Source organism: Bacillus sp. 0909A (assembly GCF_036765115.1).
GTDB lineage: Bacteria > Bacillota > Bacilli > Bacillales > Bacillaceae > Bacillus > Bacillus mojavensis.
Window position 1 is genome coordinate 118,682 of sequence record NZ_JBAIZU010000004.1, and the last position, 13,394, is coordinate 132,075.

At 45.2% G+C, this 13,394-nt stretch carries 15 protein-coding genes; 7 read left to right on the plus strand and 8 right to left on the minus strand.

The features are described 5' to 3' along the window. Positions 1 to 123: 123 nt before the first annotated feature. Positions 124 to 471, minus strand: a complete 348-nt coding sequence (locus V6D42_RS15470) for a general stress protein (RefSeq protein WP_010333357.1) — start codon at positions 469 to 471, stop codon at positions 124 to 126. Positions 472 to 707: 236 nt separating this feature from the next. Here V6D42_RS15470 and V6D42_RS15475 point away from each other — a divergent pair, with 236 nt between their 5' ends. The 6 genes from V6D42_RS15475 (at position 708) to V6D42_RS15500 (ending at position 6,350) form a co-directional block, all read left to right on the plus strand. After that, entirely contained in the window at positions 708 to 1,076 is a 369-nt protein-coding gene (locus V6D42_RS15475) for a DUF3212 family protein (protein WP_010333356.1), read from the plus strand. A gap of 118 nt (positions 1,077 to 1,194) precedes the next feature. Continuing rightward, complete coding sequence (locus V6D42_RS15480) at positions 1,195 to 2,145, plus strand: ABC transporter substrate-binding protein (protein ID WP_333513813.1); 951 nt, start codon at positions 1,195 to 1,197, stop codon at positions 2,143 to 2,145. Positions 2,146 to 2,216: 71 nt separating this feature from the next. Beyond that, the gene (fecD, locus tag V6D42_RS15485) at positions 2,217 to 3,218 is read left to right on the plus strand and encodes a Fe(3+) dicitrate ABC transporter permease FecD (RefSeq protein ID WP_024120546.1); all 1,002 of its coding nucleotides are present in this window, start codon (positions 2,217 to 2,219) and stop codon (positions 3,216 to 3,218) included. Further along, positions 3,215 to 4,216 (plus strand): Fe(3+)-citrate ABC transporter permease YfmE, encoded by a 1,002-nt coding sequence (gene yfmE / locus V6D42_RS15490; RefSeq protein WP_333513814.1) that lies wholly within the window; start codon positions 3,215 to 3,217, stop codon positions 4,214 to 4,216. Before fecD ends, yfmE begins: the two co-directional genes overlap by 4 nt. Positions 4,217 to 4,228: 12 nt before the next feature. Beyond that, positions 4,229 to 5,026 (plus strand): Fe(3+)-citrate ABC transporter ATP-binding protein YfmF, encoded by a 798-nt coding sequence (gene yfmF / locus V6D42_RS15495; protein WP_010333352.1) that lies wholly within the window; start codon positions 4,229 to 4,231, stop codon positions 5,024 to 5,026. Between the two features lie 304 nt (positions 5,027 to 5,330). Further along, positions 5,331 to 6,350: an NADP-dependent oxidoreductase gene (locus tag V6D42_RS15500; RefSeq protein ID WP_333513815.1), complete on the plus strand. Its 1,020-nt coding sequence runs from the start codon at positions 5,331 to 5,333 to the stop codon at positions 6,348 to 6,350. Between the two features lie 54 nt (positions 6,351 to 6,404). Here the strand turns inward: V6D42_RS15500 and V6D42_RS15505 are convergent, their stop codons facing one another. Together V6D42_RS15505 and V6D42_RS15510 are read right to left on the minus strand one after the other, a co-directional pair. Continuing rightward, the gene (locus V6D42_RS15505; RefSeq protein WP_333513816.1) at positions 6,405 to 6,851 is read right to left on the minus strand and encodes a GNAT family N-acetyltransferase; all 447 of its coding nucleotides are present in this window, start codon (positions 6,849 to 6,851) and stop codon (positions 6,405 to 6,407) included. 65 nt (positions 6,852 to 6,916) lie between these two features. Next, positions 6,917 to 8,050, minus strand: a complete 1,134-nt coding sequence (locus V6D42_RS15510) for a DEAD/DEAH box helicase (protein ID WP_333513817.1) — start codon at positions 8,048 to 8,050, stop codon at positions 6,917 to 6,919. Between the two features lie 172 nt (positions 8,051 to 8,222). Between V6D42_RS15510 and V6D42_RS15515 the strand changes: the two genes are divergently transcribed. Continuing rightward, positions 8,223 to 9,779: an ABC-F family ATP-binding cassette domain-containing protein gene (locus V6D42_RS15515; RefSeq protein WP_333513818.1), complete on the plus strand. Its 1,557-nt coding sequence runs from the start codon at positions 8,223 to 8,225 to the stop codon at positions 9,777 to 9,779. Positions 9,780 to 9,825: 46 nt separating this feature from the next. Here the strand turns inward: V6D42_RS15515 and V6D42_RS15520 are convergent, their stop codons facing one another. The 5 genes from V6D42_RS15520 to V6D42_RS15540 all read right to left on the minus strand — a co-directional run bounded on the left by V6D42_RS15520 (position 9,826) and on the right by V6D42_RS15540 (position 13,287). Further along, complete coding sequence (locus V6D42_RS15520; RefSeq protein ID WP_333513819.1) at positions 9,826 to 10,377, minus strand: hypothetical protein; 552 nt, start codon at positions 10,375 to 10,377, stop codon at positions 9,826 to 9,828. 14 nt (positions 10,378 to 10,391) lie between these two features. Next, entirely contained in the window at positions 10,392 to 10,916 is a 525-nt protein-coding gene (locus V6D42_RS15525; protein WP_333513820.1) for a hypothetical protein, read from the minus strand. 120 nt (positions 10,917 to 11,036) lie between these two features. Then, on the minus strand, positions 11,037 to 12,227 hold the full coding sequence (locus tag V6D42_RS15530) for an MFS transporter (RefSeq protein WP_333513821.1): 1,191 nt from the start codon (positions 12,225 to 12,227) through the stop codon (positions 11,037 to 11,039). Between the two features lie 65 nt (positions 12,228 to 12,292). Beyond that, the gene (locus V6D42_RS15535; protein ID WP_333513822.1) at positions 12,293 to 12,715 is read right to left on the minus strand and encodes a MerR family transcriptional regulator; all 423 of its coding nucleotides are present in this window, start codon (positions 12,713 to 12,715) and stop codon (positions 12,293 to 12,295) included. Between the two features lie 125 nt (positions 12,716 to 12,840). Beyond that, positions 12,841 to 13,287, minus strand: a complete 447-nt coding sequence (locus tag V6D42_RS15540) for a YfmQ family protein (protein WP_333513823.1) — start codon at positions 13,285 to 13,287, stop codon at positions 12,841 to 12,843. Positions 13,288 to 13,394: the final 107 nt, after the last annotated feature.

Below are 13,394 nucleotides of genomic sequence, written 5' to 3' on the forward strand. Positions count from 1 at the left end.
GGCATCCATAACCGAAAATATGCCGCTTTTTATTGCGGCATCCTGCAAAAAAACACCGCAAAGACCGCAAATATAAAAAACCCCAAAAGGACGATAATCGCCTTTTGGGGTTAAAATTCTACATTACGCCCAAGATTTTACTTTTTCGTTGTCTGTCACAAAGAGAAGGACTTTCCCTTCATCGAGCCGTTTTTCAAACTGAGCCGCTTCGTCTTCTGAAAAACCGATTTCATGGATTTTATTGCGAAGCTCGTCCCCTTTTTTGTTAAACATGTTCCCTACCGCGTGTTTGAAACCTGTTTCTTTGGCTCCGATCGTGTTGGCATTGGTGTTGTCTGCCAGTCGTTCCGTTCTGTCATCGTCGTGAGTTAAGACGTATACATCCTCTTTTGCGACACCCATTTGCTGTAGTTTTTCTACATCCTTCATGAGCTGTTCGTCGTTTGTATATTCTCTTACAACTGGTTTCATTTCCAATTCCTCCTTCATCATGTCTATGTTATATTCATACCCGATCCTGTTTCTATGAAACAGCATCCAGAGCATTAGGCATAAAAACAGGAAGAATGGTAGTAGATATTTATTTTCTAATCATGGTAAAGTGATAGGAACATAGTATTTTCAGAATAGTCTTAAATCAAAACCGCTGCACGGAGTGTCCGATTTTGAATCGTCATCTTTATCCGTACAAGCAGGAGGTATGTCCAATGCAATACTTTTCACCAAAACAGCAATACAATGCGTGGGTTGTGAGTGATTTAGTAAAACAGGTCTTCCATCAGCGTGTCGGCTATTCAGCAGGCATTCATCAGCTTGCCATCTTCGCCGAGAAAACATTCCACATCGATATTGACTTTGTTTTCTCTATTGTTATGAATATCGGAGACATTGAATTTGCGATCTCTGAAGAAATAGAAAAAAAATTGTCCGGCTATCTCAGCGTTCTCCTTCCCCATGTCAGCAGAGATATGCTTGAAGCCTCTAAAGCCAACGCCAGTTCGTTTTTATCCCACAGACATGGCGATGCTGTGTACGATTTATTTGTACCAGATGACGCTTACATCAAAAAAACATAAAGCAGAGGGCTTCTGTTTCTTTATTTAAAAAATATTGACATAGAAAGCCATACTATTATAGTGTTTATTTGTGATAATGATTCTCATTATTAAATTCAGAAAAAAAGGAAGAAAACAAATGCGCACCTATCCTAATAAGTTTATTGCCATCATCAGTGTTTTATTAATCGCTTGTTTCCTTATATCCGGCTGTTCATCAAGTCAGGATAACAGCGGCAGCAAAGCCGGAAGCAAATCTAAGGATTCAAGAGTCATTCAGCACGAAGACGGGAAAACAACAGTGACCGGCACACCTAAAAGAGTCGTTGTGCTTGAGCTTTCATTCCTGGATGCTGTCTACAATCTCGGCATCACGCCGGTCGGCATCGCCGATGACAACAAAAAAGACATGATTCAAAAGCTGGTTGGCAACTCGATTGATTATACATCAGTAGGCACGCGAAGCGAACCGAATCTTGAGGTCATCAGCTCCTTGAAGCCTGATTTAATCATCGCTGACGCTGAACGCCATAAAAACATTTACAAACAGCTGAAACAAATCGCGCCGACCGTTGAACTAAAAAGCCGGGAAGCGACTTATGATGAAACAATGGACAGCTTCAAAACCATTTCTAAAGCATTAAATAAAGAAAAAGAAGGAAAAGAAAAACTCGCCGACCATACAAAGGTCATTAACGATCTGAAAGCGGAGCTTCCGAAAGATGAAGACCGCAGCATCGTTCTCGGAGTGGCAAGAGCCGATTCCTTCCAGCTTCATACGTCATCTTCTTATGACGGAGAAATCTTCAGCATGCTCGGCTTTACGCACGCCGTGAAGTCAGATAACGCGTATCAAGAGGTCAGCCTCGAGCAGTTAAGCAAAATCGATCCTGATATTTTGTTTATTTCAGCCAACGAGGGTAAAACAATCGTAGATGAGTGGAAAAAGAATCCGCTCTGGAAAAACCTAAAAGCGGTGAAAAACGGGCAAATCTACGATGCAGACCGCGACATTTGGACAAGATTCAGAGGAATCAAATCCAGTGAAACAAGCGCCAAAGACGTGCTCAAAAAAGTGTATAATAAGTAGGACAAAAGAGAAGCGAGGAGAATCCTTGCTTCTTCGTTTTTGCAAACAGACGCAGTAAGGAAGTGAGACTGTTGTATTACTCAGCCAAACGGCGCTCATCATCAAGATTAATGGTTTTTATCATTGCACTAATCATCCTTATTTTCGGACTTGGGCTGAATCTCTCAGTAGGCGCCTCAGACATCGGCATCATTGATGCTTTGACATATCTTTTTGTATGGGACGGATCAAAAGAACAGCTTATCATCTCTACTCTTCGCCTCCCCCGCACATTAATCGGTGTTTTCGTCGGCGCCAGCCTGGCTGTAGCTGGGGCGCTGATGCAGGCCATGACAAGAAACCCTCTGGCTTCACCTCAAATTTTCGGTGTGAATGCGGGTGCATCGCTGTTTGTCGTTGCTTCTCTCGTCATTCTGCCGGCGTCGTCCTACTCATCGGTCGTGTTTGCTTTTGCAGGTGCGGCGGCAGGCGGCGCAATTGTGTATATGATTGCCTCTTCCGGTGGAATGACACCTGTCAAACTAGCGCTGTCAGGAATGGCGGTGCATTTGTTCCTGTCCTCCATGACACAGGCGATTATTATTTTAAATGAGTCGGGAGAGGATGTGCTGTATTGGATGACGGGTGCGATTGACGGCAGCAACTGGCAGGACGTCATGACCATTGCCCCGTTTTCTGTCATCGGCATCGGGCTTGCCCTTGTGTTTTCAGGTCCCGTTTCTGTTCTCGGACTTGGTGATGAAACGGCAAAAGGACTCGGGCAAAACATGAATGGCATGCGGATTCTGATCAGCTTTATCATTTTAATTCTTTCCGGCGCTTCTGTGGCGGTTGCCGGCCCAATCGGCTTTGTCGGGCTGCTGGTCCCGCATATCGTCCGCAAGCTGATCGGAGAAAATTACAAATATGTGCTGCCGTTTTCGGCGCTGTTCGGCGCCATCTTATTGGTGTACGCAGATGTCCTGGCTAGGTGGATTGCATTCCCTTATGAATCCCCGGTCGGCATTGTCACCGCCATTATCGGCACACCATTTTTCTTATATTTAGCAAGGAAAGGGCGAAATCTGAAATGAAGAAATCAACCAGAAAACAAAAACGCCCCTTGCTGGCCATCCTCATATTGGCTGTCATCTTGCTAGTGCTGTCCGTGATCAGCATCGGCTTCGGGGCATTGTATATTTCACCTGATGCGGTGGTTACGAATCTGTTAGGGATGGATCATTCCTTCGAGTTTATTATTCAGCAGTACCGGCTCCCCCGCATTATACTGGCAATTTTGGCAGGCGCCGGACTGGCCGCTGCCGGAGCCATTTTGCAGGGTGTCATCCGAAATCCCCTTGCGTCTCCGGACGTTGTCGGAATTTCAAAAGGGTCCGGACTGGCCGCCATGGCCGTTATTCTCATTTTCCCTGAGTCTCCGGTCTACGTGCTGCCGTTCTCCGCATTTGCCGGAGCAGCCATTATTGCGGTAATATTATTAATGATAGCCCGCAAAAAAAGCATTCAGCCTTCTTCATTGGCTTTATCAGGCATTGCCTTAGGCGCGGTCTGCCACGCCGGCATGCAATATATGATGGTCAAATTTCCGGGGGACGTCAATGCAGCGCTCATTTGGCTGACAGGCAGCCTCTGGGGGAGAAACTGGGAAGAAGTCAAGCTCCTTGCGCCATGGCTTCTTGTCCTGTTGCCGATTGTCTGCATCCTCATTCCGAAGCTGGATCTGATGTCACTCGGAGATGAGCTAGCGCAGGGTCTGGGCGAAAACGCAAACAGGCTGAGATTCATTCTGATTTTCACCGCAGTTGCGCTGGCGGGGAGCTGTGTAGCCGTCGTCGGATCAATCGGTTTTATCGGGCTGCTCGCTCCGCATATCGCCAGAAGGATTGCCGGAGAAAAAGCTAAATATTTACTGCCTGCATCGGCATTAATCGGTGCTATTATATTACTAATCGCAGATACATTAGGACGCGGCATCATGCCTCCAGTTGAGATACCAGCCGGCATATTGACAGCTGTGATCGGCGCGCCTTATTTTTTATATTTATTGAAATTCGAAGCGAGGAAACAGTAGGGAGAGGATACCATGGGAAAACTGGCTGCAGACCAGCTCACTCTTTCATATGACAGCACAGTGATTATTGACGGAGTCGATTTAAAGATTGAAGAAGGAAAGATCACTGTGCTTATCGGCGCCAACGGCTGCGGAAAATCAACAATCCTCAAATCGCTTGCCAGGCTGATGGCCCCAAAAAGCGGCACGGTTCTGTTAGAAGGAAAAGATATTCATCGCCAGCCGTCCAAAGAAGTGGCTAAAAAGCTGGCGATTCTTCCTCAGTCTCCTCAGGCGCCAGAAGGATTGACGGTACAGGAACTATGCTATTTCGGCAGACATCCTCATAAAAAACTGTTATCCAAGCATACGCAAGAGGATCACGATATGGTAGAGTGGGCGCTTGACGCAACCGGGATGAATGAGCTGAAGGATCGGACACTTGATGCCCTTTCAGGCGGTCAAAGACAAAGAGCCTGGATTTCCATGGCGCTTGCACAAGGCACTGATTTGCTCTTGCTCGATGAACCGACCACTTACTTGGACATCTCGCACCAAATTGAGGTGCTGGAGCTGCTGAAAAAGCTGAACCGGGATCATGGACGCACAGTTGTCATGGTGCTTCACGACTTAAACCAAGCCGCTCAATATGCTGACTATCTGATCAGCGTACTGGACGGAAAAATCTACAATGCCGGAACACCGGAAGACGTCTTTACCCAGCCATTTTTCCGGGAAGTCTTCGGCTTGGAATGCTGCATCATGAGAAGCCCGATCGACCAGAAGCCGATGTGCCTGCCGATGGGACTGTGCCCGAAATTACGGACGTGATGAAAAAGGAGAGGATACCCTTTCCTTCAGACTGTTGACAAAAGCTCAAAACGGTTATCGTTTTGAGCTTTTGTCATCTTCAGCGTAATTGAAAAATCCTTGAAATCTAGGAAGGACGAGCATCGGAACAGCGAATGGTAGATTCGTGAGCACCGACGCACAGTTTCTGACAACGATTGCGAGGTTTTGTCGACACACTGAAAAGGAGAGGAATCTGCCTCTCCTTTTTTTATGCGGCTTACTTTTTGTATTTCATCACTTGTCCGTGTTACATTGGTGTCAATCAAATGATAGGAGGATGAATATGACAACAGCTCAACAGCAGATTCAATTAGCCAGACGTCCGCAAGGGGTGCCTGTTCACGAAGACTTCCGCTTTGAAACGATATCCATTCCTGAGCCGAAGCAAGGTGAGGTGCTTGTCAAAACACTCTATGTGTCAGTCGATCCTTACATGCGCGGGCGAATGCAAGACACGAAGTCATATGTAGAGCCATTTGCCTTAGACGAAGCGCTGTCAGGCGGTGTTATTGCTGAAGTCGTGTCAGACGGAGATAAGCTGAAACAAGGTGAAATCGTCATCGGAAACCTGAACTGGCAGGAATATTCCGCTGTCAGCGAGTCCGCCGTGCGAAAAATTGATACAAGTCTCGCTCCTGCTTCAGCATATCTCGGCATTTTAGGAATGACCGGTTTGACGGCTTATTTTGGCCTATTGGACATCGGCAGCCCGAAGGAAGGCGAAACCGTGGTTGTCTCCGGAGCTGCAGGGGCTGTCGGTTCCACTGTCGGACAGATCGCCAAAATCAAAGGCGCACACGTCGTCGGTATCGCAGGCTCTGATGACAAAATTGACTACTTAAAGAATGAATTGCAATTTGACGAAGCAATTAATTACAAAACCGCAGATAATATTCAAAAAGCGCTCGCTGACGCTTGTCCGAACGGTGTCGATGTGTATTTTGACAATGTCGGCGGGCCAATTTCAGATGCGGTCATGAACCTCCTTAATGAGTTTGCCCGCATTCCTGTGTGCGGCGCCATTTCTTCCTATAATGCAGAAAGCGAAGCAGATGACATGGGCCCTCGTGTTCAATCAAAACTCATTAAAACGAAGTCGCTGATGCAAGGGTTTATCGTAAGCGACTACTCCGATCGTTTTTCTGAGGGAGCAAAACAGCTAGCCGAATGGCTGAAGGATGGTAAACTTCATTACGAGGAAACCATCACTGAAGGCTTCGAAAACATTCCTGACGCGTTTCTCGGCTTATTTAAGGGAGAAAATAAAGGAAAACAGCTAATCAAGGTCAGCGATCCGAGCTGAGATTATACCAAAAAAAGGAGGGCTTCCCGCCCTCCTTTTGTTTTTGAGGATACGTCAATGACGAAGAGTCAAAGTGAAAAATCCATCTTCATCCGGCTCTGTTTCTTCCAACATAAACCCGGCTGCTTTAAAACAGGATAAACTGATTTGGTTTTCTTCTTCAATGCAGGCAGCCCATTCACTCACCCTTGCAAAATCGGGATCATCAATTAATTTACGTAAAATCCTTTTCCCATAACCTTGAAGATGATGCTGAGGATTTACGATCAATCCAATATACGCCTTATCCCCTTCAAACTCAATGATGACCACCCCTGCCGGCAGCTGTTGGTCATATGCCATCATGACAGCATTGTTTTCCTCATTACTCACTCGGGCGTACCACTGATGTAATGGCAGCAATCCATCCATTCTCCGCCTGACATTCTCATTATCAAACCAATTTTCAATAATGTTCAGGTCAGACTCCTTCAAGAAATGAAAACTGTCTATTGAAGCCATCCCCTCACCCCCGCTCACATTTCTATTATTTTACAACAAAAAAGAAGGGTTTTTCGCCCTTCTTTTTATTTTGTCTTCAGATTGCCGCCTGAATAAACAGCTTCACTCAGCTCCACGCCAAGCTTCTTCGCCATTTTCTTCAGCTTTGATTCCTCCAGTTTTGTAACGAGACTCAGCACGTTGCCCTCTTTTCCGGCACGGCCTGTTCTCCCTGATCTGTGAACATAGCTGTCTTCATCAGGAATATCGGCGTGGATCACATACGGCAGGTTTTCAATATCCAAACCGCGCGCGGCAATGTCAGTTGCCAATAGCAGCGGAAACTCGCCCTGCTCAAACGCTTTAATGATTTTCGCACGCTCCATTTTTTTCGCCTCACTGTGAAGGATGCCAAGGTCGACATGATGGTACGCCAGCTTTTCCGCGTACACACTCAGGTTGCCGATATCTCTTACAAACACAAGCGCCTGCATGCCTTGAAGCCTTGAAAGCTTTTGCAGCAGCTTCACTTTGTCGCGCTGGTCACAGATGATGTATTGATGCTTCACTTTACCCGCTTCCGCCTTGCTGCGTTCTACCTTCAGAACCTCGGGCTCTTTCGTCATGTCGCGGAGCACATCTTCTGTTTCTTTCTTCAGTGTGGCAGAAAAACAAAGAAGCTGGCGGTCTCTTAATGTCGTTTTAATGATTTGCTTGATCGTTTCACGATGCTCCGGCAGGACAAGCTGATCGGTTTCATCAAGTACGATCGTTTTTACTTCATGCATCTTGAGCTTTTTCGCTTGAATCAGCTCAAACACCCTGCCCGGCGTCCCGACGATCAAATGCGGATGATTCTTCTTCAGCTTTTCGACCTGCTTCTTCACATTCGCCCCGCCGATTAAGGAAACTGCACGTAATTCTGATCCCGTTTTCCAGTCCTGAATCACCTGAAAAATCTGCATCACCAGCTCACGTGAAGGTGCTAAAATCACAGCCTGCGGATGCTTCTGATCAGGTTTGATGCGTTCCAATACCGGCAGTGCGTAGGCAAGTGTCTTCCCCGTTCCTGTCGGCGATTCAGCGATGACATCCTTACCTTCCATGATGAGTTCGGCTGCCTGCTCCTGTACAGGAGTCGGCTCTTGGAAGCCTGAAGCGTTCCAATTCTCTTTGATAAATGATTGTGCATTATGTAAAAATGGCCAAGTTTGCGTCATTTTGTTCTCCTCGATTCTTAAAATCTATTCCATAGTATCTCAAAACAGCGCGCGGAACGCAATTTTTCTTTTTCTTTCCTATGCCTTTCAACAATCGACTTCCTCCTTTATAATCAAAAGGGTGAATATTACACGCCGATTGTGCGTGTTTGATAACGATAGAGGTGTAAACATGAGTATTTTATCTGTAAAGGACTTAAGCCACGGCTTCGGTGACCGGGCCATTTTTAATAATGTATCTTTCCGTCTTTTAAAAGGCGAGCACGTCGGTCTGATCGGCGCAAACGGTGAAGGAAAATCGACCTTCATGAATATTATTACCGGAAAGCTTGAACCTGATGAAGGAAAAGTCGAATGGTCAAAAAATGTCCGTGTCGGCTACCTGGATCAGCATACCGTGCTGGAAAAAGGAAAATCCATCCGTGATGTGCTGAAAGACGCATTCCATTACTTATTTGCGATGGAAGAAGAAATGAATGAGATTTACAACAAAATGGGTGAAGCTGATCCTGACGAGCTTGAAAAGCTTCTTGAAGACGTCGGTGTGATTCAAGACGCGCTGACAAACAATGATTTTTATGTGATTGATTCCAAGGTAGAAGAAATCGCCCGCGGACTTGGCTTGAGTGATATTGGACTTGACCGTGACGTTACTGATCTGAGCGGGGGTCAGCGCACAAAAGTGCTTCTCGCCAAGCTGCTTCTGGAAAAACCGGAAATCCTGCTTCTTGATGAGCCGACCAACTACCTTGATGAACAGCATATCGAATGGCTGAAACGCTACCTGCAGGAGTACGAGAATGCGTTCATCTTGATTTCCCATGACATTCCGTTCTTAAACAGTGTCATCAACCTGATTTATCATGTAGAAAATCAGGAGCTGACACGCTACGTTGGTGACTATCATCAGTTTATGGAAGTCTACGAGGTGAAGAAACAGCAGCTTGAAGCAGCCTACAAAAAGCAACAACAGGAAGTCGCAGAGCTGAAGGATTTTGTTGCCCGCAACAAAGCCCGCGTCAGCACGAGAAACATGGCGATGTCCCGCCAAAAGAAACTCGATAAGATGGATATGATCGAGCTTGCGGCAGAAAAGCCAAAGCCGGAATTCCACTTCAAGCCGGCGAGAACGTCAGGCAAGCTGATTTTCGAAACGAAGGATCTCGTGATCGGTTACGATTCCCCGCTCTCTCGTCCGCTGAACCTCCGCATGGAGCGCGGCCAAAAAATTGCCCTCTACGGCGCAAATGGGATTGGGAAAACGACATTGCTGAAAAGCCTGCTTGGTGAGATCCAGCCGCTCGAAGGCTCTGTTGAACGAGGCGAGCACCTCTTTACCGGCTATTTTGAGCAAGAGGTCAAGGAAACAAACAACAATACGTGTATTGAAGAAGTTTGGGGCGAATTCCCTTCGTATACTCAGTATGAAATCCGTGCCGCTCTGGCAAAATGCGGACTGACGACAAAGCATATCGAGAGCCGCGTCTCTGTCTTAAGCGGAGGCGAAAAAGCGAAGGTCAGACTGTGCAAGCTAATCAATTCGGAAACCAACCTGCTGGTGCTCGATGAGCCGACAAACCACTTGGATGTTGACGCCAAGGAAGAACTCAAGCGCGCCCTTAAAGAATACAAAGGCTCCATTCTTCTTATTTCTCACGAGCCTGATTTCTATATGGACATCGCGACAGAAACATGGAACTGCGAGTCTTGGACGACGAAAGTGCTTTAATGTTACGAAAAAACCCGCCTGGTGAAGGGCGGGTTTTTAAATGTATTTAGATGTATTGTAATTCTGCCAATAGATCCAAGAAGTCACGAAAATCTTCTTTTTCAATCGATGCATCCTTCTTTTTGACACCTATTAAAACAGACAATTCCTTTTCTAACCTCTCGTACATTCCTTGAAATGTAATATTACTGATTTCTTTACCATTCTTAATCTCTAGTATAATATGAACTCTTTCTCCTTTTTGGATATCATCCCATAATAAAGCTGTTTGATATTCCTCTTCACTGTCATAAAGATTTCTTTCTACAGGGTCTTCTTCAAGAATCGGCAGCATTTCTTCTAATTCTATCTGTTCTTCTCTTGTTCTCAAATCTCTTAACACATTTAAGTCGGTTATCTCTAAGCACTTTGATATGCTTTTATAATGAACCATTGGATCATTTCTTAAATCAGATACCTTTACTTTATCAAATTCACAAGCATTATATTTTTGTTTTAAGACAGTACATATTTCTTCAAGTGTGTGTGATAAGGGAAAGTTCCTCTTTATAAACCTTTTATGTAAACTTTCATACCTTTTTTTATCAAGTTCTTTCATACTTACACCTCAATTTAATAAAATGAGTGTCCGCCCTTTCTTTTATAGGCATGATAATGCCAATAATAATCTCCTTTTCTTTTCTTTCCCGTTTTTGGATTGATACGATGATTCTCCGGTCCTACCGGCTTTTTTCCATGTCCAGCTTTCTTAGCAACAGTGTAAGCCTTAGATTTTGAGAGTGAGTAAACATCACCTGATTTGAGTCTTTTTACTGCTTGAGTTTGTGAAAGTGCAGGACCTATATATAATTTACCATTCCCTTTATTTAATGTTGCGGCATAATGATAATACTTCTTTTGTTTTTTGATTTTTTTGGATACTTCAGAATAAACAGTATAAGTAACTCCTGCTATAACCATTGCCAGGGATGCTGCTACTAAATGCTCAACTAAAGCTCCGCCTACTACAACTGCAATAGGTGCTAAAAAAGCAAAAGATGCTTGTGCTTCTTTAGTATTTACATTATAAACCTGATCGGTTTCAATATCTCTGAAAGTAGCCACAATATCGTCGCCGATGGCCTCTTCGATATCCACTTCATATTTTTTTCGATGATTCCAATAGAAATTAAATAACCTGAGCCTATGTACATATAGGACTCAGGTCGTTTAAAACCTTTTTATTCCTGCCTACTTGACAGGAATAACTATTCCTTTTTAATGCCCCGCCTTAATTCCGGCAAGATGTTTACGTCCCATGAGAAGAACAAGCATGCCGACAAAAACGACGATTCCGCCAACTGTATACGGCGTGCTTGCGGTGAAGTGTTCTGACAGCATTCCCGCAATCCACGGAGCGAGCGCGCCGCCGATGAAGCGGACTGAGCTGTAGGCTGAAGATGCGATTGATCGTTCAACAGGCGCAGCCCCCATCACAGCGGTTGTCATGATCGTGTTGACCATACCAAGGACAGCACCAGCGACAACGATACATGTAATAATCAAAGTCTGATGGTCTGTCCAGATCCCCATGATGATCAGAATGACCGCAAAGGCGATAAAGAGAACAACCAAGGAACGCATTGTGCCCAGCGCTTTGTGCACGAGCGGCGCGGTAAAGACTGATGTAATGGCCAGCAGAAGGCCCCAGCCGAAGAAGACATATCCAAGACCGTGCTCATCTAAATCCAGAACGAACGGAGAATAAGCGAGCAAAATAAAAAATCCAAAGTTGTATAAGAAAGCCGATACCGCCATTGTCAGCAGGCCTTTATATTTGAGTGCCTTCATGGCGTCAAATACCCCAACGCGTTTTGCCGGTTTCTGCAATTTCGGCAGCATGAAAGAAATCGCGATTAACGCAATAAACATCAGGACCGATACCCCGAAGAACGGCGCGCGCCATGAGATGCTTCCAAGCTCTCCGCCTGCAAGCGGTCCGACTGAAATCCCGAGTCCGAGCGCTGCCTCATACAAAATAATCGCTTGAGCGCTGCCGCCGACAGACACGCCGACAATGACCGCAAGCGCTGTTGAAATAAATAAAGCATTCCCTAGTCCCCAGCCGCCCCGATAGCCGACAAGCTGAGCAATTGAGCTTGAACTTCCGCCAAGCGCTGCAAAGACAATAATAAAAATAAGTCCGAGAATTAACGTCCATTTTGCGCCGATCCTGCTGGAAATGGCACCTGAGAAAAACATCATAAATCCGGTAACGAGCAAATAACTTGTAAATAAGAGTGATACTTCACTAGGTGAAGCATGTAATTGTGCGGCAATCGCCGGAAGAATAGGATCGACCAGCCCGATTCCCATAAAGGAAATCACACAGGCAAACGCGACAGCCCATACAGCTTTCGGCTGACTGAGCAAGCCCGTTTTCTGATTTACTTGTTTTGTCTTATCCATTTGACCTAACCTCCATCTTTATTCCATTAAAAGAAACGCTACAAAAATAGCGTTTGGCAAACTTTTCATTCGATTGATTGAATGGCACGCTCCGCTTTGTTTTTCATGCCGTGCAGACGTTCCTTAAAGCTTTGGAATGTGCGGATTTTTTCATCAATCAAATCCAGCTGGTGATTAAGCGTTTCCTGAATTTCCTCCAGCTTCTCTTTCCGTTCCTTTGGATCCAGTGACAACAAATACCCCTCTTTTTTTAACTCTAGCTGGCGGCTGGTCTCCATGAAATGCTGAAGCTCCTGAAGGGAAAAGCCAAGCACTTCCTTTGTGCTGATCACTTTCTCGAGCTCTTCCATATCATCCTCTGAATAAAGTCTTACGCCGCCGTCCGTCCGTTTCGGTGCTGGAATTAAGCCGATTTCTTCATAAAACCGAATGGTCCGCTTTGTCAGCCCGCTTCTTTTGGCAACTTGATCAATCTTCATCCATTCCAAGGTAAATCCCCCTTCGCCGTTTCTGTTACCATTATACACCTTTTATACCTTAACGTAAACGTTAAGTTTTGAAATGCAATAAAAAAGACGAGTACCATAAAGCACCCGTCCTTCATTAGCCTATTTTAAGCTAAGCTCCCTGTCACTGACAAAGACTGCTTTTGCATGCTTTCAGAAAACAATCGATACGCAATGACTTTCTTCTTATACTGTTTCACGACGTCGATATGGTCGTCGTAGCTGTACACAAACAGCTTTACATCTTTTTTGCCTTTTTTTGTATCTATCACAAGCGGTGTTCCGCCGTTTTCAGGGTATAAATAACGCTCTTCGTCGCCTGGGTAAATATAATATTTCTCCAGAAAGACAGCTTCGTTAAATTGATCAATCATGTTCCTTTTCTCTTCACCCTCGAGACGTTTTCCATCTACAGAGAGAACAGCATCTTCTTTGTTCACCTTGGCGTGCACCTCAAATTTGCTGAGCAGCCATTCTATGACGCCTGTTGGAAGGCAGGTTAAAACGATTTTTACCAGACTCATGAGGATTAACATCACGATAGCCCATGTCATACTTCATCATCTCCGTTAGTTTTCCATGTGCCGCTGACACACAATTCCATCCTATCATAAGCTGGCCGTTTCGTTTTTGTACATTATGTGAAAAAAAGTGCGGCCTG